This window comes from Streptomyces smaragdinus, from assembly GCF_009604385.1.
In the GTDB taxonomy this organism is placed as follows: Bacteria; Actinomycetota; Actinomycetes; order Streptomycetales; family Streptomycetaceae; genus Streptomyces; species Streptomyces smaragdinus.
Window position 1 is genome coordinate 170,155 of sequence record NZ_WEGJ01000002.1, and the last position, 21,796, is coordinate 191,950.

Annotated in this window: 13 protein-coding genes; 4 read left to right on the plus strand and 9 right to left on the minus strand. The window is 74.0% G+C overall.

The features are described from left to right. The first annotated feature begins 159 nt into the window (after window positions 1–159). The gene (locus SRB5_RS04255) at window positions 160–1,485 is read left to right on the plus strand and encodes a tetratricopeptide repeat protein (protein ID WP_153450074.1); all 1,326 of its coding nucleotides are present in this window, start codon (window positions 160–162) and stop codon (window positions 1,483–1,485) included. A gap of 6 nt (window positions 1,486–1,491) precedes the next feature. Here SRB5_RS04255 and SRB5_RS04260 read toward each other — a convergent pair whose 3' ends face one another. Further along, entirely contained in the window at window positions 1,492–2,502 is a 1,011-nt protein-coding gene (locus SRB5_RS04260) for an NAD-dependent epimerase/dehydratase family protein (RefSeq protein WP_153450387.1), read from the minus strand. A gap of 242 nt (window positions 2,503–2,744) precedes the next feature. Here SRB5_RS04260 and SRB5_RS04265 point away from each other — a divergent pair, with 242 nt between their 5' ends. Together SRB5_RS04265 and SRB5_RS04270 are read left to right on the plus strand one after the other, a co-directional pair. Continuing rightward, window positions 2,745–3,278 carry a GNAT family N-acetyltransferase gene (locus tag SRB5_RS04265; RefSeq protein ID WP_153450075.1) on the plus strand — a complete coding sequence of 178 codons (534 nt, stop codon included), beginning with the start codon at window positions 2,745–2,747 and terminating at the stop codon, window positions 3,276–3,278. Window positions 3,279–3,569: 291 nt separating this feature from the next. Then, entirely contained in the window at window positions 3,570–4,007 is a 438-nt protein-coding gene (locus SRB5_RS04270) for an RNA polymerase sigma factor (RefSeq protein WP_228389775.1), read from the plus strand. A gap of 9 nt (window positions 4,008–4,016) precedes the next feature. On the opposite strand, the gene SRB5_RS04275 is transcribed toward SRB5_RS04270, so the two are convergent. After that, entirely contained in the window at window positions 4,017–4,499 is a 483-nt protein-coding gene (locus SRB5_RS04275; protein WP_153450077.1) for an SRPBCC family protein, read from the minus strand. Window positions 4,500–4,680: 181 nt separating this feature from the next. Between SRB5_RS04275 and SRB5_RS04280 the strand changes: the two genes are divergently transcribed. Continuing rightward, a complete protein-coding gene (locus SRB5_RS04280; RefSeq protein WP_194292822.1) occupies window positions 4,681–5,574 on the plus strand; it encodes an alpha/beta fold hydrolase in 894 nt (297 codons plus the stop codon). A 52-nt stretch (window positions 5,575–5,626) separates the two neighbouring features. On the opposite strand, the gene SRB5_RS04285 is transcribed toward SRB5_RS04280, so the two are convergent. The 7 genes from SRB5_RS04285 to SRB5_RS04315 are packed head-to-tail and all read right to left on the minus strand — an operon-like array spanning window position 5,627 to window position 21,796. Continuing rightward, a complete protein-coding gene (locus SRB5_RS04285) occupies window positions 5,627–11,155 on the minus strand; it encodes a non-ribosomal peptide synthetase/MFS transporter (RefSeq protein WP_153450079.1) in 5,529 nt (1,842 codons plus the stop codon). Next, entirely contained in the window at window positions 11,152–14,310 is a 3,159-nt protein-coding gene (locus SRB5_RS04290) for a non-ribosomal peptide synthetase (protein WP_153450080.1), read from the minus strand. The genes SRB5_RS04285 and SRB5_RS04290 overlap by 4 nt, the downstream gene beginning before the upstream one ends. Then, window positions 14,303–16,057, minus strand: a complete 1,755-nt coding sequence (locus SRB5_RS04295; protein WP_153450081.1) for a condensation domain-containing protein — start codon at window positions 16,055–16,057, stop codon at window positions 14,303–14,305. The genes SRB5_RS04290 and SRB5_RS04295 overlap by 8 nt, the downstream gene beginning before the upstream one ends. Next, window positions 16,054–17,226 carry a 2-oxo acid dehydrogenase subunit E2 gene (locus SRB5_RS04300; protein ID WP_153450082.1) on the minus strand — a complete coding sequence of 391 codons (1,173 nt, stop codon included), beginning with the start codon at window positions 17,224–17,226 and terminating at the stop codon, window positions 16,054–16,056. Before SRB5_RS04300 ends, SRB5_RS04295 begins: the two co-directional genes overlap by 4 nt. After that, window positions 17,223–19,205: an alpha-ketoacid dehydrogenase subunit alpha/beta gene (locus SRB5_RS04305; protein ID WP_153450083.1), complete on the minus strand. Its 1,983-nt coding sequence runs from the start codon at window positions 19,203–19,205 to the stop codon at window positions 17,223–17,225. Before SRB5_RS04305 ends, SRB5_RS04300 begins: the two co-directional genes overlap by 4 nt. 45 nt (window positions 19,206–19,250) lie before the next feature. Further along, window positions 19,251–20,516 (minus strand): glycosyltransferase family 4 protein, encoded by a 1,266-nt coding sequence (locus tag SRB5_RS04310; RefSeq protein WP_153450084.1) that lies wholly within the window; start codon window positions 20,514–20,516, stop codon window positions 19,251–19,253. Then, window positions 20,513–21,796, minus strand: coding sequence for a glycosyltransferase (locus SRB5_RS04315; RefSeq protein ID WP_153450085.1), 1,284 nt, complete (start codon window positions 21,794–21,796; stop codon window positions 20,513–20,515). Before SRB5_RS04315 ends, SRB5_RS04310 begins: the two co-directional genes overlap by 4 nt.

Genomic DNA, 21,796 nt, shown 5'->3' on the forward strand with positions numbered 1-21,796 from the left:
TTCGGGTGAGGGCATGGCACGCAGGTAGCGTCGAAGTGTCATCTGCGCTGGGACCGTTGCCGTCCCGCGGGTCGGGACGTTCTTCTTTGTACGAGGGAGCCGCAGGACGAGCCGATGGCACCCGAACCATGGCCTTCATCGGTCGAGAGGGGCCCGGCGATGGACGATTTCCCCAGGACGTTGCTCAAGGCATTGGTGGCCCAGCGGCATTGGCGCTACGGCGATTTCGTCGGCCACTTCACCCGCACGGCCGAGCGGATCGTCGGAAAGGGCACGGCAAATCCGACGATCTCCGAGGCGCAGTTCCGCCGATGGACCTCGGGTGCGATCCGAACCCTGCCGAGTCCGGATGCATGCCGAGTGCTGGAGGAGATGTTCGGTGTCGGCGCCGCAGCTCTGTTTCGGGCGCCTCCCTCTCCTGAATCATCCGCACCAGCGTTCAACCTGAAGGACGAGATCGATATGACCGCACGCGACGCTTCAAGCGAGGCAGGGGCTGCCGCCTCCGCGTCCATCTCCGACACAACGCTCGACCAGCTCCGGGACGTCGTCGGAGTACTCGCCCGCGATTACCACTCCTTCTCGGCATTCGAGGTTCTTCAGTGCGCTCGCAGACTGAGGGAGGAAGCGGAGCAGCACCGCGATCGCACCCAGGTTCCCGTTCAGCAGCAGGACTTACTGGTCATCGCCGGTCAGGCCTGCGCGCTGCTGTCCGCCGCGGCGTTCGACCTCGGGTCGCTCGATGGTGCCACTCGTCTCGCGCGGGCTGCCGATCTGTACGGCGAGACCACCCGCTACACGCCGTTGCGAGGCTTTGCCGGTGGAGTTCTGGCATACATCGCCTACTTCTCGGATCGGCCCGCGGAGGCTGTGCAGATTGCCCAGCGTGCGCGGATGCTCTCCGGCCTCGGAGACATCGCGCACCGGCGGCTGGCCGCGATCGAGGCACGTGCGCACGGACACCGAGGTGACACCGCTTCGGCGCAGCAGGCCCTTGACGCCTCCCGCCGGGAGGGACCAGGGCATATCGACCATCTGCACGACGCCGTGGGCGGTGAGTTCGGCTTCCCCGACGAACGGCTTGCCATGTCCAATGCCTCCACCTGTCTGCTGCTCGGCGACGGCGAGCAGGCCGAAGCTGCCGCCCGCACCGCACTCGACCTGGTGACCAACAGGCCCGAGGCTCAGCAGTCCGCTCGGGTCGTGGGCGGAGCGGCTGCGGATCTGGCTGCCTCCCGGTTGCTGAGAGACGATCTGGACGGTGCCGCCGAAGCGCTGGAACACGTCTGGGCCGTGCCCGGGGAACAGCGCGCCACCGGTTTGCTGACCCGTACCGCGCGGGTGCGCAGGGCGCTGGCGGGCGAGCGGTTCCGACGAGCGCCGCTGGCCGAGGAAACGGCGGAGCGGCTGGAACACTTCAGTCGTCTTGCCGCGCAGCACCAGCTCGGAATGGGTGCAGGCACCGTGGCCGCGCTGGACGGGTGAATCGCCTCAGGCCGCGGAGGCCAGGGCTGCGAGGATCCTGGCCTCCTTGTCGGCCGCGAGTCCGTGTTCCGCCCGACGGGGATGGTCCACCGGGTGCCCATCGGCCTGCAGCCAGGCCCAGGTGTTCGCGATGGTTTCGGTCAGCGGACGGCAGCGCAGCCCTGCGGCCACCGCCTTGCCGGAATCCACCGACCACACACCGGCGTGGGTTCGCCACAGAGGCAGTTCCGTCCACTGCCGAACTCCGTGGTCGACGAGAGCTTCGGGTTCGACCCAAACCGGTCGGCCGTCCGATTCCGTGACGGCAATGCAGGCGAGGAGGAAGTCCTGGAACGACGTGCCCTCGGGATGAGCCACGTTGTACGCGCCGCCGGTCCCCGCCGCCGCTTGGTCCAGGGCGAAGGTCGCGACATCGCGGACGTCGACCGGCTGGATCACGCGGCGGGCCGGTGAGGGCGCCAGCAGCCGGCCACCCCGCCGGACACGGTTCAGCCACCACGGAAGCCTGCCCACGTACTCCCCGGGCCCGAGGATGACCCCCGGCCGCAGAAACACTGCCCGGCCGCCGAATGCCTCGGCGACCGCTCGCTCACCTCCGGCCTTTTGGAACCCGTACTTGGTGGGCGACCCGTCCTCGCCGGTGTATCCGAAGGATCGGTCCGCGTCCGACGGGCACTCGAGCACCTCGGATGCCTCGGTCAGCGTCCTGTGCGGCCAGCCCGCGTACACCGAGACGGTGGACACATGTACCCACCGGGATGCCGCGTCTCGAAGGGCGTGTGCGGCCAGTCGTACATCACGTGGCGGGAGTTCGGAGCTCGACGTGTCGATCACTGCGTCCCAGGGCCCCTGGGCTGCCAGTCGGTTCAGGTCCGGGGTCTCCGTACGGTCGCCCCGGACTGTCCGCACTCCCCGCACGTCCTGCCCGGACCGGCCCCGATTGAACGCCGTTACGTCCCAGCCGCGCTGCAGTGCCTCCTCGACGATGTTCTTGCCCAGGAACCAGGTGCCGCCCATGGCCAGAATCCTCATGCCGCCGATACTGCCACTCGGAACGGTCACGGCCACCAGAACCACGAGGGCCATCGCAGAAGGACTATGGCGGCTCTCCCCCAGAGGGGTTTCCCGACTGCGAGACCTGTCACGACGGTCTTCTCGGGGACCACACTTACAGCCATCGTGGCGAGTGTGACCGAGTCGATTACTGTGCGTGATGGGTGTGAGTGAACCGAGACCTGGGGTGCAGAGGAGTCTCACCAATGGACCTGAAGCGACACGTTCATGCCGACTCGCAGGACGTGCGTTCGCTGCTGTTGGACGTCCACGACGAGGTGTACGCCAATAATCCGGACCCGTTTCACTCGCGGGAGCGATTCACGTACTTTTTGGATTGCTGGTCGTCCCGGAAGGACTGGAGGTGCCTGTCCGGTTGGGAGAGCGGCAGTCCGGTCGGGTACGCGTACGGCTCCGTGCTGGCGCCCGGTGGCTGGTGGACGGGGAGTGACCGGCCGCGTGATGTCCGTGGCCCCGTGTTCGCGCTGTCCGAGCTCATGGTCCTGCCGAAATGGCGGGGCACCGGCCGGGCCAGGAAGATCCACGATGCTCTGATCGCGCCCGTGGATGCGGGTCTGGTGTCTTTGCAGGTGGAGAGCGCGAACATCAAGGTCGTGCGCCTTTACGAAAGCTGGGGCTACCGAAAAGTCGACACGTCGAAATCGCACGATGACTCACCTGTATATGCGGTGATGGTCAAGGGACGGAGCCAGCAAGTACCGGCCGCTTTTGGGGGATAGCGCGTAGTCGCCTGGTGGCCGTGCACGGCGATCGTGAGCGGGAGTTGGACTCCGGCCGAGATCGGGCCGAGGGGGTTGTGCATGGACGCCCGCCGCGTATCGGCAAAGGGACGGTCTGCGACGCGGTGTTAGGGTGACGCGAGGTGCGGGCCGTGTCTGCGAAGTGGCTTCGCCGAGGGGGCGGGTGACCGAGTAGTGGCCGGACCGGGCGGCGAAAAGCAGGGGGCCGGCTGGGATCCGGAGGAGATCGCTCGTGTTGTGCGGGGAGCCCAGCGCGGGGATGCGATGGCCATGGATGAGCTCGTGGGGTTGCTGACGCCCTATGTGGGGCGGATCTGCGGGCCCATCGCCCTGCAGGACGCCGCCGACGCCGCGCAGGAGGCGTTGATCGCCGTCTTTCGTAACATCCGTCAGCTGTCCACCCCGCAAGCCCTGTTCGGCTGGGTGCGGGCGATCGCGGCGCGTGAGGCGGTGAAGGTCGCCAAGCGGCGGCAGGGGACCGTACCGGCTGAGCTGGAGGATCTTCCCGCGTACGAGGATCTGCAGTTGGGCACCGACATCGCCGACACGCTGCGGCGGCTGACGCCCGAGCACCGGGCGGTGCTGGTGCTGCGGCATGTCGACGGGCTCAGCGAGCAGGAGGTCGCCGAGTTGCTGGGCCTGCCCGTGGGCACGGTGCGGTCGCGGTTGTTCCGGGCGCGGAGGTCGTTTCGTACGGCGTGGGAGTAGGAGGCAGGGTCAGCGCGCGTCCAGCCGCGCCTGCAGTCCGTCCAGCAGCCGCTCGCCGCGGCCCGGCCGCAGCAGCCGCGTCAGCCGGCCCGCCGGTCCGCCGCCGGGGATGCGCAGGCCGGTGAAGAACGCGAACCGCGCGCCGTCCTCCTCCGGTGCCGCCGCCATCCCGCTGACCAGGACCTTGCTCTGCATCACGCACCAGTTCTCACGCAGCACCACGTCGAACAGCTCCCGGTGCCCGATCCGGCTCACCGCCCGCGCACGCAGCCGCTCACCGTCGCGCTCCTCGACGGTGAAGCTGCGCAGCGCCGGCACGATGCGGGGAAGTTCGCCCTCCAGGTCGGAGACCACCGCCCACAGGTCCGCGGCCGGTACGGCGAAGTGCCGCTCGGCGTAGAGGGGCTGCTTCTGCGCGGCGGCGAGGACCTTGAGCTGGCGTACCGGATCGAGCTCGGCCACCGGCCAGCTCCGGTCCCGGGCAGTGTCCATCTTCACCAGCTCCCCCCGACCCTGCGGCCTGCCGAAAGGTCACGTCCTCACCCGCACAGGTTAGGCCAAGACCGCAGAGCCGCGCCGCCTCGGAAAATCTCCGCGTACCGAGGGAGTGCGGAGCCCTTCGGGGCGCTCTATCACCATGAGGTCTCGCACTGCGCAAGGGGAGATGGCGGAGATGACCACTGGTACGACACGGCAGTTGCCGCAGCTCGAGGGCGTGCGGCACAGCACCGTAGAGGTGCGGGGGGTGCGGCTGCACGTCGCGGAGGCGGGTGCCGGGGAGCCCGTACTGCTGCTGCACGGCTTCCCGCAGGACTGGTACGCCTGGCGGCGGATCATGCCGCGCCTGGCGGCGGAGTACCGGCTCATCTGCCCGGATCTCCGCGGCTTCGGCTGGTCCGAGGCGCCCGCGAAGGGCTACGACACCGACAGCCGCGTCGCGGACGTGCTCGCGCTGCTCGACGTGCTGGGCCTGGACCGGGTACGGCTGATCGGCCACGACTGGGGGGCGTGGACCGGATTTCACGCGTGCGTCGCGGCACCGGAGCGGTTCACGCACTATCTGGCGCTGAACATGATGCACCCGTGGCCACTGCACCGGCGGCTGCTCCCGCAGTCCTGGCGCTTCTGGTACACGGCGCTGCTGGAGCAGCCGCTGCTCGGACGGTGGGTGCTGCGCCGGTGGCCGGGCTTCACCCGCCGGCTGCTGCGCAAGGGCGTGGTGGGCGAGGAGGTGTGGGAGCCGGTGGCGCTGGCCCAGTTCGTCGACGGTGCGCGGGAGCCGGGCCGGGCGCGGGCGGGTGAGGCGCTGCACCGGGCGTTCGCGCTGCGGGACATCGCCCGGCTGGCGCTGGGCCGCTACCACCGGCTGCGGCTCAGCACGCCGACGGTGATCCTCGGCGGCGCCGCGGACTTCATGCTCCCGCCCGGCGTGCTGACCCCGGCGCCGGAGTACGCGCCGGGGCTGCGGGTCGAGGTGGTGCCCGGTTGCGGGCACTACGTGCACGAGGAGCGGCCGGACGCGGTGGTGGCCGCGGCGCGGGAGCTGTTCGCGCAGACCGGACGTTGAGACCTGGGCGGCCCGGTCGGGAGCCGGCCACCGGCTCCCGACCACGTTGCGCTCAGACCCCCGCCTCCGCCGGCCGGCGGGCCCGCAGCGACTGCAGCCCCACCAGGTCGTCCGGGCGCGCGTCCGGGACCTCGGCGTCGAAGCGGGACAGCGCCGGGATGCGGGCCGCGAAGGCCACCGTCGCCGCGAGGGCGAGGCCGAACAGCACGTACATCAGGCCCAGGCCGCGGCCCGCCCCCGTGCCCAGCACCTCGCCCACCGAGCCGGCCAGCGCCCCGCCCGGTTCCATCGCCGGCTGGAGCAGGGCCACCGCGCCGGGGCCCAGGAGGAGGAAGCCGACCGGCATCGTGCACCAGGCGAAGACGGTGTTCACCGCGAAGACCCGGCCGTGGAAGCGGGCGGGGATCTTCACCTGGATGATCGTCGAGTAGATCGTGTTCATCACCGTCAGGCCCAGGAACATCCCGAACACCGCCACCGACACCAGCGCCACCGACGGGCGCAGGCCCGTCAGTGCGCAGCACGCCGCCAGGGCGAGGAACGACAGCAGTACGCCCCGCATCCGGCGTTCCTTCGGGCCGCCCCAGATCGCCATCAGCAGCCCGCCGACCGCCAGGCCGAGGCCGCCGGCCAGCGACACCCGGGCCACGTCGGCCAACTCCGCGAAGCCCAGGACCAGGGGCTGGAAGAAGATGAACAGCGGGCCCAGCAGCAGGTTCGTCACCGCGAAGAACAGCAGCATCGCCCGGAACCCCGGCGTGCTCATCGCCAGCCGGAACCCCGCCCGGATCTCCTCGCCCATCGACTCCCGCCGCCGCCAGCCCAGCGTGGCCGGGAAGCGCAGACACACGGTGACCGTGATCGCGACGGCGTAACTGCACACGTCCGCGACGAGGATGCCCTTCAGCCCCACCGTCGTCAGCGCGAGCGTGGCCAGCAGCGGCACCGCGAACTGCACGACACCCGAGCCCGCCTGCACGAGGCCGTTGGCATGCCCCAGGAAGTGCTTCGGCGCGAGCTGCGGCACCGCCGCGCCCCACGCGATGCGCTGGAACGCCAGCGCCACCGACAGCAGCGTCATCAGCGGATACAGCGCCCCCGTCGTGAGATGCCCCGCCAGCAGCAGGATCAGCATCACCCCCTGGATCAGCAGCGCGGCGGCGTCCGCCGTCATGATGACCCGGCGCCGGCTGTAGCGGTCGGCGACCGCGCCGGCAAGGGGGGCCGTCAGCAGGCCCGGTACGAGCGCCAGCGAGGACAGCAGGCCGAGCTGGATCAGGGACGAGCTGCCGAGGAACACCCACAGCGGCAGCGCGAACTCCGTCATCGCCGTACCCGCCAGGGACACCAACTGCCCCGCCGCCATCGCCAGGAACCGGCGCATCGAGGGCTCCGGCGGCCTCCCGTCACGGCGACCGCGACGCTCGGGTACCCCAGCAACATCGGCGGAGACATCGGCCAGCCGCCACGACGACTCCTCCAGCGGAGTATCCGCCGCCACCGCCGTATGAACCCCCGTGACGATATCCGCCAGCTCCGCCGCACGGTACTTGAGGAAGTAGTGCCCCGCCTCGTCCAGCACGACCAGCGCCGTCTTCCGGGCCACGAAGTGCCACTCCCGGAACCGCTCCTCGGAGTACAGCGTCATGTCGTCCCGCTCGCCGACCACCGAGATCACCGGCGCCGTCAGCGGCTCCACCCGCTGCGCCATCAGCGCGGTGAAGAAGTCCTCCGCGTCCCGCGTGTCCTCCCGCATGTCCCGCACCATCCGGCGCGCCTGCTCGGGGTCGACCTCGTCCAGGCCAAGACCCAGCGACGTCAGCCAGTTGCGGTAGCGCCTGTCGCTGGTGAACCGCTCCATGGCGTCCATCGCCCGTACGACGGGCCCGCGCGGCCGGGCGAACGGGAAGATCGCGCCCGTGTACACCGCCTCCGCCGGCCGCCCGGCCGCCTGCAGCGCCAGCCCCAGGGCCACGGCCAGGGCGCCGCCCACACCGCAGTGGCCGTACACCACCAGCGGTCCCGTCACCCGCTCCTGGATCTCCGCCACCGCCGCCTCCACCAGCTCCGGCAGCGCGGCCCGGCGGCCGGTACGGCCCATCTCCTCGCCCGTGCCCGCCAGCGCGAACAGCGCGTGCCCGGGCGGCAGGGCGTCCGCCAGCGGCTGGTACACCACCGCGCTGCCCGCGCCGTACGGCACCGCGATCACCGTCAGCTCCGGTGTGCGGCCCGGCGCCGTCGGGCGGGTCAGCTCGTGCAGCACCCGGGCCGGCCCGCGTTCGTCGGACGGGGTCGCGATCAGGGCCGCGAGGCCGCTGACCGTGGGGTGCCGGAAGAGGTCCATCAGGGTGATCCCGGCGGCCCCGGGCAGTGCCCGGCGCAGGGCCGTGATGATGCGGATCGCCAGGAGGGAGTGGCCGCCGAGGGCGAAGAAGTCGTCGTCCCGTTCGGGCAGCGGGATGCCGAGGATCTCCGCCCACACCTCCGCCACCGTCTGTTCCGTCTCCCCGACGGGTGCCCCGCCGCCGCCACCGGCGCCCAGCACCGGCGCGGGCAGCGCCCGCCGGTCGAGCTTGCCGTTGGGCCCGATGGGCAGCGCGTCCAGGACGACGTACGCCGAGGGCACCATCCAGTCGGGCAGCACCCGCCGCAGCGCCTCACGCAGAGCCGCCGGATCGGCGTCGGCCTGGACGGCGTCAACGGTGCCGTCGGGCACCGGATACGCCACCAGCCGCCGGTCCCCGGGCCGGTCCTCCCGTACGATCACCGCCGCCGCGCCCACGCCCGGCATACCCCGCAACGCGGCCTCGATCTCGCCCGGTTCGATGCGCAGGCCGTGCAGCTTGACCTGGTCGTCGGTACGGCCGAGATACTCCACCGCACCGTCCGCGCGGTGGCGCGCGAGGTCGCCGCTGGCGTACATGCGGGCGCCGGGCGGCCCCCACGGGTCGGTGACGAAGCGTTCCGCCGTGAGCTCCGGGCGGTTGAGATAGCCGAGGGCCACGCCGGGGCCCGCGATGTAGATCTCGCCGGGGAGTCCGGCGGGCACGGGTTCGCGGTGCCGGTCGAGGATGTGGATCCGCATGTTCTGTACGGGCCGGCCGATCGGCACCCGGTGCGCGCCCGTCAGGTTCTCGCGGGTGCACTGCCAGGCGGTGCAGTCGACGGACGCCTCGGTGGGCCCGTACAGATTGTGCAGCTCGCAGTCCTCGAACCGGTCGAGGAAGCGGCGCGCGAGATCGGCGGGCAACTCCTCGCCGCTGCAGATGACGCGGCGCAGCGAGGCGCACTCCCCGACGCCGTCCTCGGCGAGGAAGACGGCCAGCATGGACGGTACGAAGTGTGTGGTCGTGATCGCGTGCCGGCGTATCGCGTCGCGCAGATAGGCGCCGTCGCGGTGGCCGCCGGGGCGGGCCATGACCAGCGTCGCGCCCTCGCGCAGCGGCCAGAACAGCTCCCACACCGATACGTCGAAGCCGGTCGGCGTCTTCTGCAGGACGGCGTCGTCCTCGCCCAGGGGGTAGGCGCGCTGCATCCAGTCGAGCCGGTTGTGGATGCCCCGGTGGCCGCAGACCACGCCCTTGGGCTGTCCGGTGGAGCCCGACGTGTAGATCACGTACGCCGGATCGTCCGGCCCCACCTCGACCGTCTCGGCCTCCGAAAAACCGTGCCACAGCTCCGGATCGTCCAGCGACAGCACCAGCGTCCCCGCGGGCGGCTCCGGCAGCCGGCAGTGCGCGGCGTCCGAGGCCAGCAGCACCGGCGGAGCGGCGTCCGCCAGCAGCAGCGCCAGCCGTTCCGCCGGATGCTCCGGGTCCAGCGGCAGATACCCGCCGCCCGCCTTCAGCACCCCGAGCAGCGCCGCGACCAGCCCCGTCGACCGCTCCGCGCACACCCCGACCAGCGTGCCGGGACCCACGCCCTCGCGCCGCAGCCGGGCCGCCAGGACCCCGGCCCGCCGGTCGAGTTCGCCGTACGTCAGCTGATCCCCGCCGTCGGCGATCACCGCCGTCCGGTCCGGCGTACGGGCCGCCCACTCCTCGATCAGCCCGTGCAGCGTGTGGGGTCCGGGGACCTCCTGCGGCACGTCGTTCCACGTCCGGGTGACGGTCGTCCGCTCGGCGTCGTCCAGCAGCGACAGCCGCGACAGCGGCCGGTCCGGGTGGGCCACCGCCTGGCGCAGCAGCCGCTCCAGCAGCACCGGCAGCCGGGCGGCGGTCTCCCGGGAGAACAGGTCCGTGCTGTACGTGAAGAAGCCGTGCAGCCCGTCCGGCGTCTGCCGCAGATACAGCTCCAGATCGAAACGCGTCGCCCGGATCTCGAACGGCTGGTGCTCGATCTCCAGCCCCGCCCGCCGCTCCGCTCCCTCCGCGCGGTCGTAGTTGAGCAGCGTGAACGACGTCTGGAAGACGGGCGACCGGCTCGGGTCGCGCGGCAGCGCCAGCGCCCCCACCACCTGCTCGAACGGCATCTCCTGATGCGCCAGATCGGCGAGGAAACCGTCCCGCACCCGGCCCAGCAGCGTGCCGAAGTCCGGGTCCCCCGACAGATCCGCCCGCAGCGCCAGGACGTTCGCGAACAGCCCGACCAGCGGCTCCAGTTCCGGTACGAACCGGCCCGCGACGGTGGACCCGACCGCGAAGTCGTCCTGCCCCGACATCCGGGCCAGCAGCGCCTGATACGCCGCCAGCAGCGTCATGTACGGCGTCGCCCCGTGCTCCGCGCCCAGCTCCAGCACCGCCCGCGACAGCTCGGCGTCCAGCGCGATGCCCTGCCCGGCGCCGCGGAACGTGGGCTCGGCGGGGCGGGGGAAGTCCGCCGGCAGGTCCAGCGGACGCACGCCCGTGAGCCGGCCGCGCCAGTGGTCCAGGTCCGCCCGCAGGACGTCGCCGGTGTAGCGCTCGCGCTGCCAGGCGGCGAAGTCCCCGTACCGTACCGCCGGTTCGGCCTCCTGCCCGGCGGGCTCCCCGGTGGCGTAACGGTCGAGGAGTTCACGCAGGAAGAGCTCGCTGGACCAGCCGTCCGAGACGATGTGGTGGTGGACGAGGACCAGTACGTGCTCCTTGGCATCCGCCCGCAGCAGCACGGCCCGCAGCACCGGGCCGCGGGCCAGGTCGAAGGGGCGGGAGATCTCCTCGTCGATCCAGCGGGCGAGGGTGGCCTCCCGGTCGTCGTCCGCCGGGACCTCGCGCAGCACCAGATGGACGCCGCCGTCGGACGTCACCTCCACCAGGGGCCGGCCGTCCTCGTCGGACGGGAACCGCATCCGCAGGCTCTCGTGCCTGACAACCAGCTGCCGCAGGGCGTCCTCCAGGCGTTCCCGGTCCAGCGGGCCGCGCAGCCGGACGGCCTGCGGCACCGTGTACGCCGTGGAGTCCGGTACGAACCGGTCCATGAACCACAGCCGTTCCTGCGCGAACGACGGCGGCGGCTCGCTGCCCTGGGGGCGCCTCGGCACGGTGGGCGCGGGGGCGGCGGCGCGTACCCGGCGCAGCCGCCGGGCCAGCAGTTCGGCGCGCGCGGCGGCCGCCTGGGCGCCGGGGCCCTGCTCCGGCTGTGCCTGATCGGTGAACGTACTCATGCCGCCGGGTCCCCTTCCTCGAGCATGCGTCGTACCTCGTCGTCGCTGAGCGCGGCGATGTCCGCGAGCAGCAGGTCCTCCACCACGGCCGCAACCCCGGCCACCGTGGGCGCGTCGAACAGGGCGCGTACCGGCACGTCCACGCCGAGCGCGGACCGCAGCCGGGCCACCACCCGCAGCGCGAGCAGCGAATGCCCGCCGAGGGCGAAGAAGTCCTCCGTCACCCCGACCGGCCCGGCGCCCAGCACCTCCTGCCACACCTCCGCGACCAGCAGCTCCGCGTCCGTCCGTGGCTCCACCCGGGGCGCCGCGTCCGCCGCCGGCCCGGGCGCGGGCAGCGCCGCCCGGTCGACCTTGCCGTGCGTGGTCAGCGGCAGCCGCCCCAGCATGACCACGGCGCTGGGCACCAGATGGCCGGGCAACAGCCCCCGCAGCCGGCGGCGCACCTCCTCCCCGGCAAGCGAGGCACCGGCGGCCGGCACCACCCACGCGGCGAGGCTCTGCCGTCCGGCGTCGTCGTACAGCCCGACGACGGCCTCCGCCACGCCCGCGTCGGCCAGCAGCGCGGCCTCCACCTCGGCCGGCTCGACGCGGTGGCCGCGCACCTTGAGCTGACGGTCGGTGCGGCCCAGGAACTCCAGCGTCCCGTCCGCCCGCAGCCGCGCCAGGTCACCGGTGCGGTACATCCGCCCGCCCGCGCGGAACGGATCGCCGGTGAAGCGCTCGGCGGTGAGCTCCCGGCTGCCCGCGTAGCCGTCCGCGAGCCCGTCACCGGCCAGCCACAACTCGCCCGGCACACCCGCCGGTACGGGGCCGCGGCCGGCGTCCAGTACGTAGGCGCCGGTGGCCGCGACCGGGCGGCCGATGCCGGGACGGCGGCGGGCGTCGGCGGGGCCGAGGCGTACGGCGGTGGCGATCACGCAGGCCTCGGTGGGGCCGTACGTGTTCCACAGCTCGACCCCGTCGCCGAACCGCTCCCGCCAGGCGGCGACGGACCGCGCGTACACCTGGTCACCGCCGATGATCACGACCCGCAGCCCGGCCGGCCACACGACCGTGTCGCCGGCCGCGACCAGCTCCTGCCAGTACGCGGTGGGCAGGTCCAGCACGGTGATCCGGCCCCCGGCCAGCCAGTCCGGCAGCTCGGCGGACGGCACGGGCGGCAGCACCACCGTCGCGCCGGAGCACAGCGCCGGGAAGATCTCCTCCACGTGCGCGTCGAAGCCCAGCGCCGCGAACTGCAGCACCCGCTCACCCGGCCCCAGCCCGTACGCCCGGCGCATCCACCCGGTCCGCACGGCCAGCGCCCGGTGCGGCACGGTGACCGCCTTGGGCACGCCGGTGGAGCCGGAGGTGTACAGGACGTACGCCGGATCCTCCGGCCGCACCCCGGGCACACCGGGGACCTCGCCGGCGTCCGCGGGCAGCTCCGTCATCACCACGGTGGGCAGACCGCCGGGCACCACCGGCCCGTCCCCCGACACCAGCAGCGCGGTCGCCTCCGCCCGGCGCACCATCGCCGCCAGCCGCTCCACCGGATGCTCCGGGTCCAGCGGCAGATAGGCGCAGCCCGCGAACAGCGCGCCGAAGATCCCCGTGAGCGTCCGCGCCGACCGCCCGCCCACCACACCGACGGGCGTACCCGGCACGGCCCCGGCCGCCCGCAGCAGCTCCGCGACCCGCCCCGCGGCGGCACACAGCTCGCGGTACGAGAGCACCACCCCGGCCGCCTCGTCCTCCACCGCCGGCGCGTCCGGCGTGGCGGCGGCCTGCCGCAGCAGCCCCGCAACGACGGTCTCCGTCTCGCCGCCGGACTCGTACAGCAGCGCGCCCGTCTCGTCCGGCCCGAGCAGCGACAGCCGGTCCACCGGCGTGTCCGGCTCCGCGACCGCCGCCCGCGCCAGCACCGGCAGCCGGTCCAGCAGCGCCTGCGCGTCCCCGGCGGCGAGCAGCGCCGGATCCCGCACCAGCACGAGATCGAGCCCGCCGTCCCGGAACCACCCGTCCAGCGACAGATCGAACGGCGTCGGCGGCGGGTCGGAGGGCACCGACCCGATCCGCAGCCCGGGCGCGAACTCCCCGATGCCGTCCGCCGCGCTCTCGGTGTGCAGGTTGAACCAGTGCCGGAACAGCTGCCGCTGCCCCTGGTCCCGCGCCGATCCGAGATCGCTCAGCAGCCGCTCGTACGGCACCTGCGGATACGTCAGTGCCCCGGTGACCGTCCGCCGCGTCCGCGCCAGCAGCCCGGCGAACGACACCTCCCCGCCCAGATCGGCCCGCAGCGGCAGCACGGCGGTGAAGCAGCCCACCAGCGCCTCGTCGACGGGGCGTTCCCGCCCGGCGAACGCGGACCCGACGATCACGTCCTCCTGCCCGGTGTGCCGCCCGACGAGGAGCTGGAACAGCGCCAGCCACGCCATGAACGGCGTACAGCCGTGCTCCTGGGCCAGCGCGGCCACGGCGTCCGCGGTCGCCGCGTCCACCCGGGTCCGGGCCGGCGCGCCGGCGCCGGCCTCGAGCGGCGCCGGTCCGGGAGGCAGCCCGGGGCCGGGCGGGTCGGCGAGCTCCGCCGTCCAGTGCGCGAGCGCGCCGTCCGCCTCCGGGCCCTCGAGCCGCGAGCGCCGCCACATCACGTGGTCGCCGAATCCGGCCTCCACAGGCTCCGGGTCAGGCGTGGTCCCGGCGGCGAAGTCCGCGTAGAAGCGGCCCAGTTCGGCCAGCAGCAGCTGGATGGACCAGCCGTCGGAGACCAGATGGTGCGCCCCGAGGAGCAGTACGTGCTCGTCCTGTGCGACCCGGTACAGCTCGGCCCGCACCAGCGGCGCCGTCTCGAGCCGGTACGGTTCCGCGCCGCGTTCACCGGCCAGCCGGAGAGCCTCCTGTCGGTCCCGTACCTCGTGCCGGACGAGCTCGGGCCCGAGCGCGGTGACCCGCTGCACGGGCGTGCCGTCCTCGCCGGACTCGGCGAAGCAGGTGCGCAGCGGCTCGTGCCGGCCGGCCACCGCGTGCAGCGCGCGGGCGAGCGCGTCCGCGTCGAGGGGGCCGTGCAGGGTGCGGACGGTGGCCAGGTTCTCGGACGTGTCGTCCGGGTCGATCCGGTGCAGGAACCACATCCGTTCCTGTACGGGAGTCAGCGGATATTCGGCGTCAGCCATGGCGGTGCTCCTCGACGAGCTGTGCGAGTGCCGCGCCGAACGCGGCCGGAGTGGGAGTCGTGAAGAAGAGGGCGGCCGGTACGGGCACGCCGTACCGCTCCTGGGTACGGGCCGCGATCCGCACCACGGCGAGCGAGTCGGCGCCGAGGGTGAACAGATCGTCGTCCGCTCCGACCTCCGGCCGGCCGAGGACGTCGGCCCACAGGGCGCGGACCTCGGCGACGAGACTGCCGTCGCCGACCGGGACGGGCGCCGGGGCGGGGGCGGCCGGGGCCTTTGGAACAGCCGACGGGTCGGGCCGCCATGCCTCCGCGGTGACGGACTTGCCCACGGGCTCGTCGGGTTGTGCGGCCAACTGCTCGAGCAGTTCGGTGAGTTCGGAGACGAACGCGCCCGCGGCCGCAGCGGAGAAGCGCTCCCGCGGGTACGTCAGCACCAGCTCGGCCCCGTCCGCCCCGGTGGTCGCCGCCAGGGTCAGGTCGTAGGCGGTCCCGTCGACCTCCTGCCCCCACGGCCGTACGGTCAGCCCGCCGCCCCAGTCGCCCGGCGTGTCACGCCCGTTGTCCTCGCGCTCGATGAACAGCGCCTGGAAGACGGGGTGCACGCCCGGCAGCCGGCGCGGTGACAGCGCCGAGACGATCTGGTCGAACGGCGTTGCGTTGGCCAGCGCGGCGGCCAGTGTGTCCCGTACCCGGGGTGCCAGCGTCCGGTAGTCCGGGTCGCCCTGCAGCTTGACCCGTACCGGCAGCAGATCGGTGAAGCACCCCACAGTGGCCGCCAGTTCCGGGTGCGGCCGCCCGCCGGAGACCACGCCCACGGTCGCCTCCCGGGTGCCCGCCGCCCGGGCCAGCAGCACCAGGAACGCCGTCAGCAGCACGACGTGCGGGGTCAGCGGCGCCGGCCCGGGCCCCGCCTCGCGCAGCGCGCGCAGGGTGTCCGCGTCCACCCGGGCGGTGGCCGTGGCGGTGCTCCGGCCGCCGGGGCGCGGGCGCCTCGCGGGCGGAGCCAGCGCGGGGGAGAGGCGGTCGGGGGCGCCGGTGAGCTGATGGCGCCAGTACGCCAGCCGGCCGGGCAGGATCCGCTCCAGCCGCTCGCGCGACCACTGGGCGTAGTCCGCGTAGTCCGGCGCCTCGGGGGCGGCGGGGGAGGGGTCGTCGCGGTAGGCCGTGGCGAGCTGGTCCAGGAGTACGGCCATGGAGGGGCCGTCCGCCGCGATGTGATGGCACGCCAGCAGCAGCCGGTGGCGGTCCGGGGCCAGCCGCAGCACGGTGAGCCGCAGCAGCCGACCGGCCGCCGGGTCGAAGGGCTGCCCGGCGGCGTCCACCGCCATCCCGGCCGCCAGATCCTCCCGTTCGGCCTCCGGGAACGGCGCCAGGTCCAGGACCTCGACCAGCTCCCCGGCCTCCGCCGCCGTGGGCGGTGCGGCCGGCGGCGTCTGCCACGGCTCCACGTCGTCCCGGGCGGCGAACCGGGTGCGCAGGACGGGGTGCCGGCCCACGACGGAGGCCAGCGCCGCCGTCAGCCGGGCGGTGTCCAGGGGGCCGTCCACGGCCAGGCCGAGGGTCACGGGCGGGGTGGCGCCGGGGCCGGCGACCAGCTCGGCCAGCCAGACGCGGCGCTGCTCCGCCGAGCAGACCAGCGGGCGCCCGTCCCGCGGCGCGCGCGGCAGACCGCCGCCCGCGGGCGCGGCCGACTGGCGCCGGGCTGCGAGCAGGCGCAGCGCCAGCTCACGGCGTTCCTCGCTCATGCCGTGGCCTCCGCCAGCCGTACCGGATCCTCCAGCAGCTCACGCACGCCGGTCAGCAGCGCCGTGATCTGCGAGCCGTTGACCAGCCGGTGGTCGTACGCGGCCCCCAGGTGCACCAGGGAGCGCTCACGGAAACCCCCCGTCCCGTCGGACACCACGGTCGGCTGGGGCGCCGCGAGCGCCAGCGCGCACGCCTGCCCGGGGAAGACGACCGGCACCGCGAACACCACGCCGGGCTCGGTGTGCAGGGTGACGGTGATGTTGGCGCCCTCCAGCTCACTCGCCCGGAAGTTGCCGCGCAGGCCCGCCATGCGGAAGCGCATCAGGGTCCGCGAGACCTCCCCCAGGGAGGCCGTGCCGGCGTCCCGTACCACCGGTACGAACAGCCCGGCGCCCACGTCGAACGTCACGCCCACCTGCGCGCCCGGCACGACGCGGGCGGCGCTCCCGTCGGCGGTCAGCGACGCGAAGCACGCCGGGTGCCGCTCCCGCTGGGCGGCCAGCGCCGCCACCGTCAGCTCCGCCGGGCCGACGAGGGTGCCGGCCTCGGCGCTCAGCTCGCGGGCGCGGGCCAGGGCCTCGGTGAGGTCGACCCGTACAGCGGTGTACGCGTCGGGCACGGTCCGGTGCGAGAGCGAGACCGTCTCGGCGACCGCCCGCTGGACCCGGGTGAGGGGGGTGAACACGGTGCCGGGCGGGTCGTCGTCGGCGACCGGGGCCTGCGGTTCGGGAGGCGCGAGACGCTCCACGTCCGACCGCCGTACCACCGCGACGCCCAGCTCCCGTACCCGCTCCTCGGGAATGCCCAGCCGGTCCAGCAGCTCCCGGGCCGGCCGGGTGATCACCGGCCCGTCGCCCGCCGGGGCCGCCGCGGCGGCAGGGGCGTCCCGCGCCCGGTCGCGGGCCGCGGCCAGGGACTCCTCGTCGGCGTGCACCCGGGCCAGCAGCGCGCCCGGCGGGTACTCCCGCCCCTCCTCGGCCAGCCGCTCGACGAAGCCGCTCGCCTCGGCCTCCACCTCCTCGACCGCCTTGGAGGTCTCCGCCTCCAGCAGCGGCTCCCCGGCGACCGCCTTGCCGCCGTCCGGCACCGACCAGGTGAGGAGCACGTAGGCCGCGTCGTTGTTGTTGAGCTTCGGCATCCGCACCTCGTGCGCGCCTGTCCCCGTCATATCCGTGCCTCCTGTCGGTCGGCCGCCATCCGTTCCGCGACGGCCCGCCGGATGTCCCCGGCACTCACGAACACGTCCTCCTCCAGCCCCGGCGCCGCCGGTATCACCCCGTCCGCCGCGCACAGCACGTCCACCGGCCCGCGCAGCGAGCGCCACAACCGGGTGTGCAGCCCGTGCGCCACCTCGGTCCCCCAACTCGCGCCGGGTGTACCGTCCTCCGCCACGACCACCGCCGGGGCACCGCCGCACAGCGCCGCCAGCTCCTCCCCGGGCACCGGCCACAGCCGCGCCGGGACCAGCACCCGCACCCAGAGCTCGTCCTCCAGCAGCAGCTCCCGCGCGGCCTCCACCGCCCGGTGCGCCAGACCCCCCGGGACGATCAGCACGGCGTCCGGCTCCCCGCCGCCCGCCGGCTCCACGACCGCGATGCCGGGGCCGCCGTCCGGCTCGGCGGTGATCCGGTACCGGAAGACGTCGTCCACCGTGCCGCCGGTCCAACGGCGCGTCGTGTACAGGATCTTGTCCTCGAACAGCACCGACGGCGTCCCCGACTCCAGCGCGTGGAACAGCAGCTCACCGGCGTCATGACACGGCGTCAGCTCGTACAGCGCGAGATCCGGCACCCCCGCCAGCAGCTTCTGCGGACTCTGGCTGTGCGTGGGCCCGTACCCGCGCCGCCCGCCCACCGGGCAGCGCACCACCAGCGGCAGCGGGACCCGGCGGCCGTACATCGTCACCGACTTGGCGGCGAAGTTGACCAGCTGATCCACCGCCAGGGTGACGAAGTCACCGAACATGATCTCCACGACTGCCTTGCTCCCGCTGAGCGCCAGCCCCGCGCCCGCGCCCGCGATCGCGCCCTCGCTGATCGGCGTCGACCGCACCCGCTCGGTGCCGAAGCGCTCCGACAGCCCCCGCGTGACGGCGAACGCGCCGGGGTACGGATCGGCGATGTCCTCGCCCAGCACATGCACCGAGGGGTCGGCCTCCAGCACCGCGTGCAGCGCCCGGTTCAGATGCTCCACGACCCGCTCCGGCCGCTCCGGTACGGCGATCCGGGGCCGGGCCACCGGGGCGGGCAGCCCGGCCTGGGGCACCGCCCGGCCGTCGGCGGGCGGCCGGGCGGCGACCTCGTCCGCCAGCCGCCGTACCTCCTTCGCCCACCGCTCGTCGGCCGCCCGGAAGCGCTCCGGGAACTCCGCCGCGTACCGCCCGTACCAGTCCCGCCGCGCCATCGCCTCGACCTCGCCGGCCGGCCGGGTGTCGTCGCCCTTGCTGTGCGGACCGAGCCGTACGGTGTCCAGCTCCACCACCAGCGGCCCGCCGCCCCCGCGCACCAGGGCCAGCAGCGGCGCCAGTTCGGCCCGCAGCCCGGCCGCGTCGGTCACCGCCGAATGGTGGTACGCCGCGCCGAACGCCTCCGCCCGGGCCCGGATCGTGCCGGACAGCGCGCGGGCGGTGGGGGTCGACTGGGCGATGCCGTTGTTCTCCACGACCACCACCAGCGGCAGCTCCCACAGCCCCGCCATGTTCAGCGCCTCGTACACGGCGCCCTCACCCCACGTACCGTCCCCGGTGAACGCGAGCGCGACGGCGCCCGTGCCCTGCCGGTGCAGGGCGGCGCCGACCGCCACCGGCAGGCTCTCGCCCTGCACGCCGGTGGACAGGAAGCGGCCGGTGTACACGTGCTGACTGCCCCCGACCCCGCCGCACACCGCGCCGGCCCGGCCCATCACCTCGGCGAGCAGACCCTCGGCGTCGCCGGTGAGGGCGAGGTAGTGGCCGTGGCCGCGGTGGTTGCTGAAGACGAAGTCGTCGTCGCGCAGCAGCGGTGCCAGCGCGACCGGGACGTACTCCTGGCCCAGACAGGTGTGGGTGGTGCCGCTGATACGGCCTTCCGCGAACAACCGGAGCAGCGTCTGTTCGAAGTGACGGATCAGGAGCAGCGCGTCCAGATCCCTGTCGTCCGGTTCGGGCATGGTTCCCCTCGAGATGGTCGGATGTCGTACGTGAGGCGGGGTGGCCTATTTCCCGGTACGGGCCCGCCGGGCGGCCAGCGCGCGCAGCGCCGCGGCGCGGTCGGGCGCCGGCGCCGCGGCGCGTTCGGGCGCGGCCGAGGGGGTCACCCCGGCCAGAAAGGTCTCCAGCGCGCCCGGATCCAGTCCTTCGACGAAGGCGTGCGCGGCCACCCGGGAGGCCGCCGACCTGGCCCGGTACACCTCGCCGTCCTCCAGCAGCTCCCGCAGGGCCGTCCGCCACGGCGCCACGTCCTGCGGCGGGATCACCGGCTCCGGCCGGGCCTGCCCGGCGCGCGCGGCGTACTCGCTCACCGCCGTCACCGGCAGGGTCCCCGCCACGCCGAGCTCGGCCTCCGCCAGCCCGCCGACGGCGGACGCCAGCACGGGGATGCCGCGCAGCTGGGCCTCCACCGCGCTGTAGCCGAAGGTCTCGTCCCACAGCGACGGCATCAGCAGCACCGACGAACGGCGGAAGACGGTGTCGATGTCGTCCACCGGGCCGGTCAGCTCGATGTTGCCGCGCTTCGACAGCGCCGCCAGGTCCGCGGGCTGCGTGCCCCAGGTCGGGACCGTCAGGAAGGGCACCTCGGGCAGCGAGTCGGCGAGGTCCAGCAGTACGGAAATGCCCTTGTACCCGCACGGGTTGATCAGGGTGACAGACCGCCCGTCCGGCCCGGCGGCCCCGTGGTCGGGATACGGCCCGTCCCCGTACACGTGCGGCCGTACGAGCGTCGACTCCAGCCCCGCGTGCTCCTGCACGTACCGCTGGGCGGCGAGGCTGACGGACACCACGGCGGCGGTCCGGCGCACCATCGCGGTGCCGGCCGCGCTCGGGTAGAACGCGCCCGGGCCGAACGGCAGTTGCTGCAGCGTGTGCACCAGATAGACCACCCGGTCCGGGGTGACCGCCAGCACCGCGCCGAGCACCACGAAGCCCGGGTCGTCGCTCGGTACGAGGGTGAAGTCCGGCGCCAGGTCCGCCGCGACCCGGCGGATGCGCCCCGGCAGTGCGGCGGCGGTGCGCACCGCGTGGGACTCGACCCCGGCGTACCGGTAGACGACGGCCTCGGGGCCGTCGGAGACGATCTCGGCGCCCCGCCGGCGCAGGGCCTCGACGGCTCCGCCGGTGGTGGCCAGGGCGCCGGTCAGGGGGCCGACGACGACGCAGGTGTGGCCGCGGCGGGCCAGCTCCTCGAGCATCAGGCGGTTGGAGCGGTTGGCGCCGCCGTGGGACGGGAGGTGGATCAGGTTCTGGGCGAGCAGGATCCTCACGTCGCGCCACCTCCGGCGGGGACGCCGCCGCGGGCCGTCCGCAGCAGGGCGCGCTGGCGCGCGGAGAGCCCGCGCAGCCGGATCACGGCCGGTGGTACGGGCCGCTCGAGGGCCGCGAGTTGCCGGGCGGCGGCGGGTGCGCAGCCGGTCATGTCCTCGGCGACCATCCGTACGCGGCCGGCGTAGCCCCGGTCACCCGCGGCGGCGGCGATCGCCTCGGCCAGTGGCGCGGGGCGCCAGCGTTCGGCGGGGACCACGCGGGCCAGGTCGTGGCGGGCGAGGCGGGCGGCGTTGTCGGGGCGGTCGATGCCGTCGGCCATCACGACCTGCGGGCATCCGGCGGCCAGGGCCCGGGCGAGGGTGCCGATGCCGCCGTGGTGGACGAGGGCGGCGGCCTGCGGCAGGACGTCGGCGAAGCGGGCGCCGGGCTGCCAGCGGACGTTGGCGGGCAGGCGGGCGGGGAGCAGGTCCCGGTGGCGGACGACGAGCGTGGTGGGCAGTCCCGTGAGTCCCGCGGCCTCGGTGAGCGCCGGGTAGTAGCCGGGGTGCAGCATCCGCCCGGTGCCGCCGGTGACGATCACCGAGCCGGGAGCGGGCGCGTCGGCACCGCGTTCGCCGAGGGCCCGGGTCGCGGTGTCGGCCAGGGGGAAGTCGAGCAGCTCCGTCCAGTACGGGGCGCGCGGTCCGGCCTCGTCGAACCACCGCGGCCACAGCCCGAGCACGGCGTCGCAGGCGTCGAACCACTGCCGCCAGTCGGCCACCGGGGGCAGCCCCAGCCCCGCGCGGACCCCGGTGAACCCGGCGGCCAGCTCGGTGCCGTAGACGTGCGCGGCCACCGGGGCCGCCAGCACCTGGGTGGGCGCCAGCGCCAGCCACGCGGCGGGGGAGCGCAGCAGCTCGGCGACGAAGCGGACGGACACGCCGGAGGTGTGCCGGCCGACGAGCACCGTCTTGCCCGGCAGATGCAGCTCCCGCAGCAGCGCGCACTCCCTCGCGATCTGCCCGAACATGTCGTTGCGGCGGTAGTACTCGCCCCAGCCCATCCGCTCGTCGCCGACCGCGGAGCCCAGCAGCCCCGGGGAGTCGGCGAGGGCGCGTTCGAAGGCGGGCTCGTCGTCGATGGCGTGAAAGCCCAGACCGGCCGCGGCGGCCGCGTCCCGGTACGGCGCGTGGGTCAGCAGCTCGACGCGATGACCGGCCGCGACCAGTGCCGCTCCGACGGCTGCAAAGGGCAGCACGTCACCGTCGCTGCCGTGCGTCACCATGAGGAAGAGGGACAT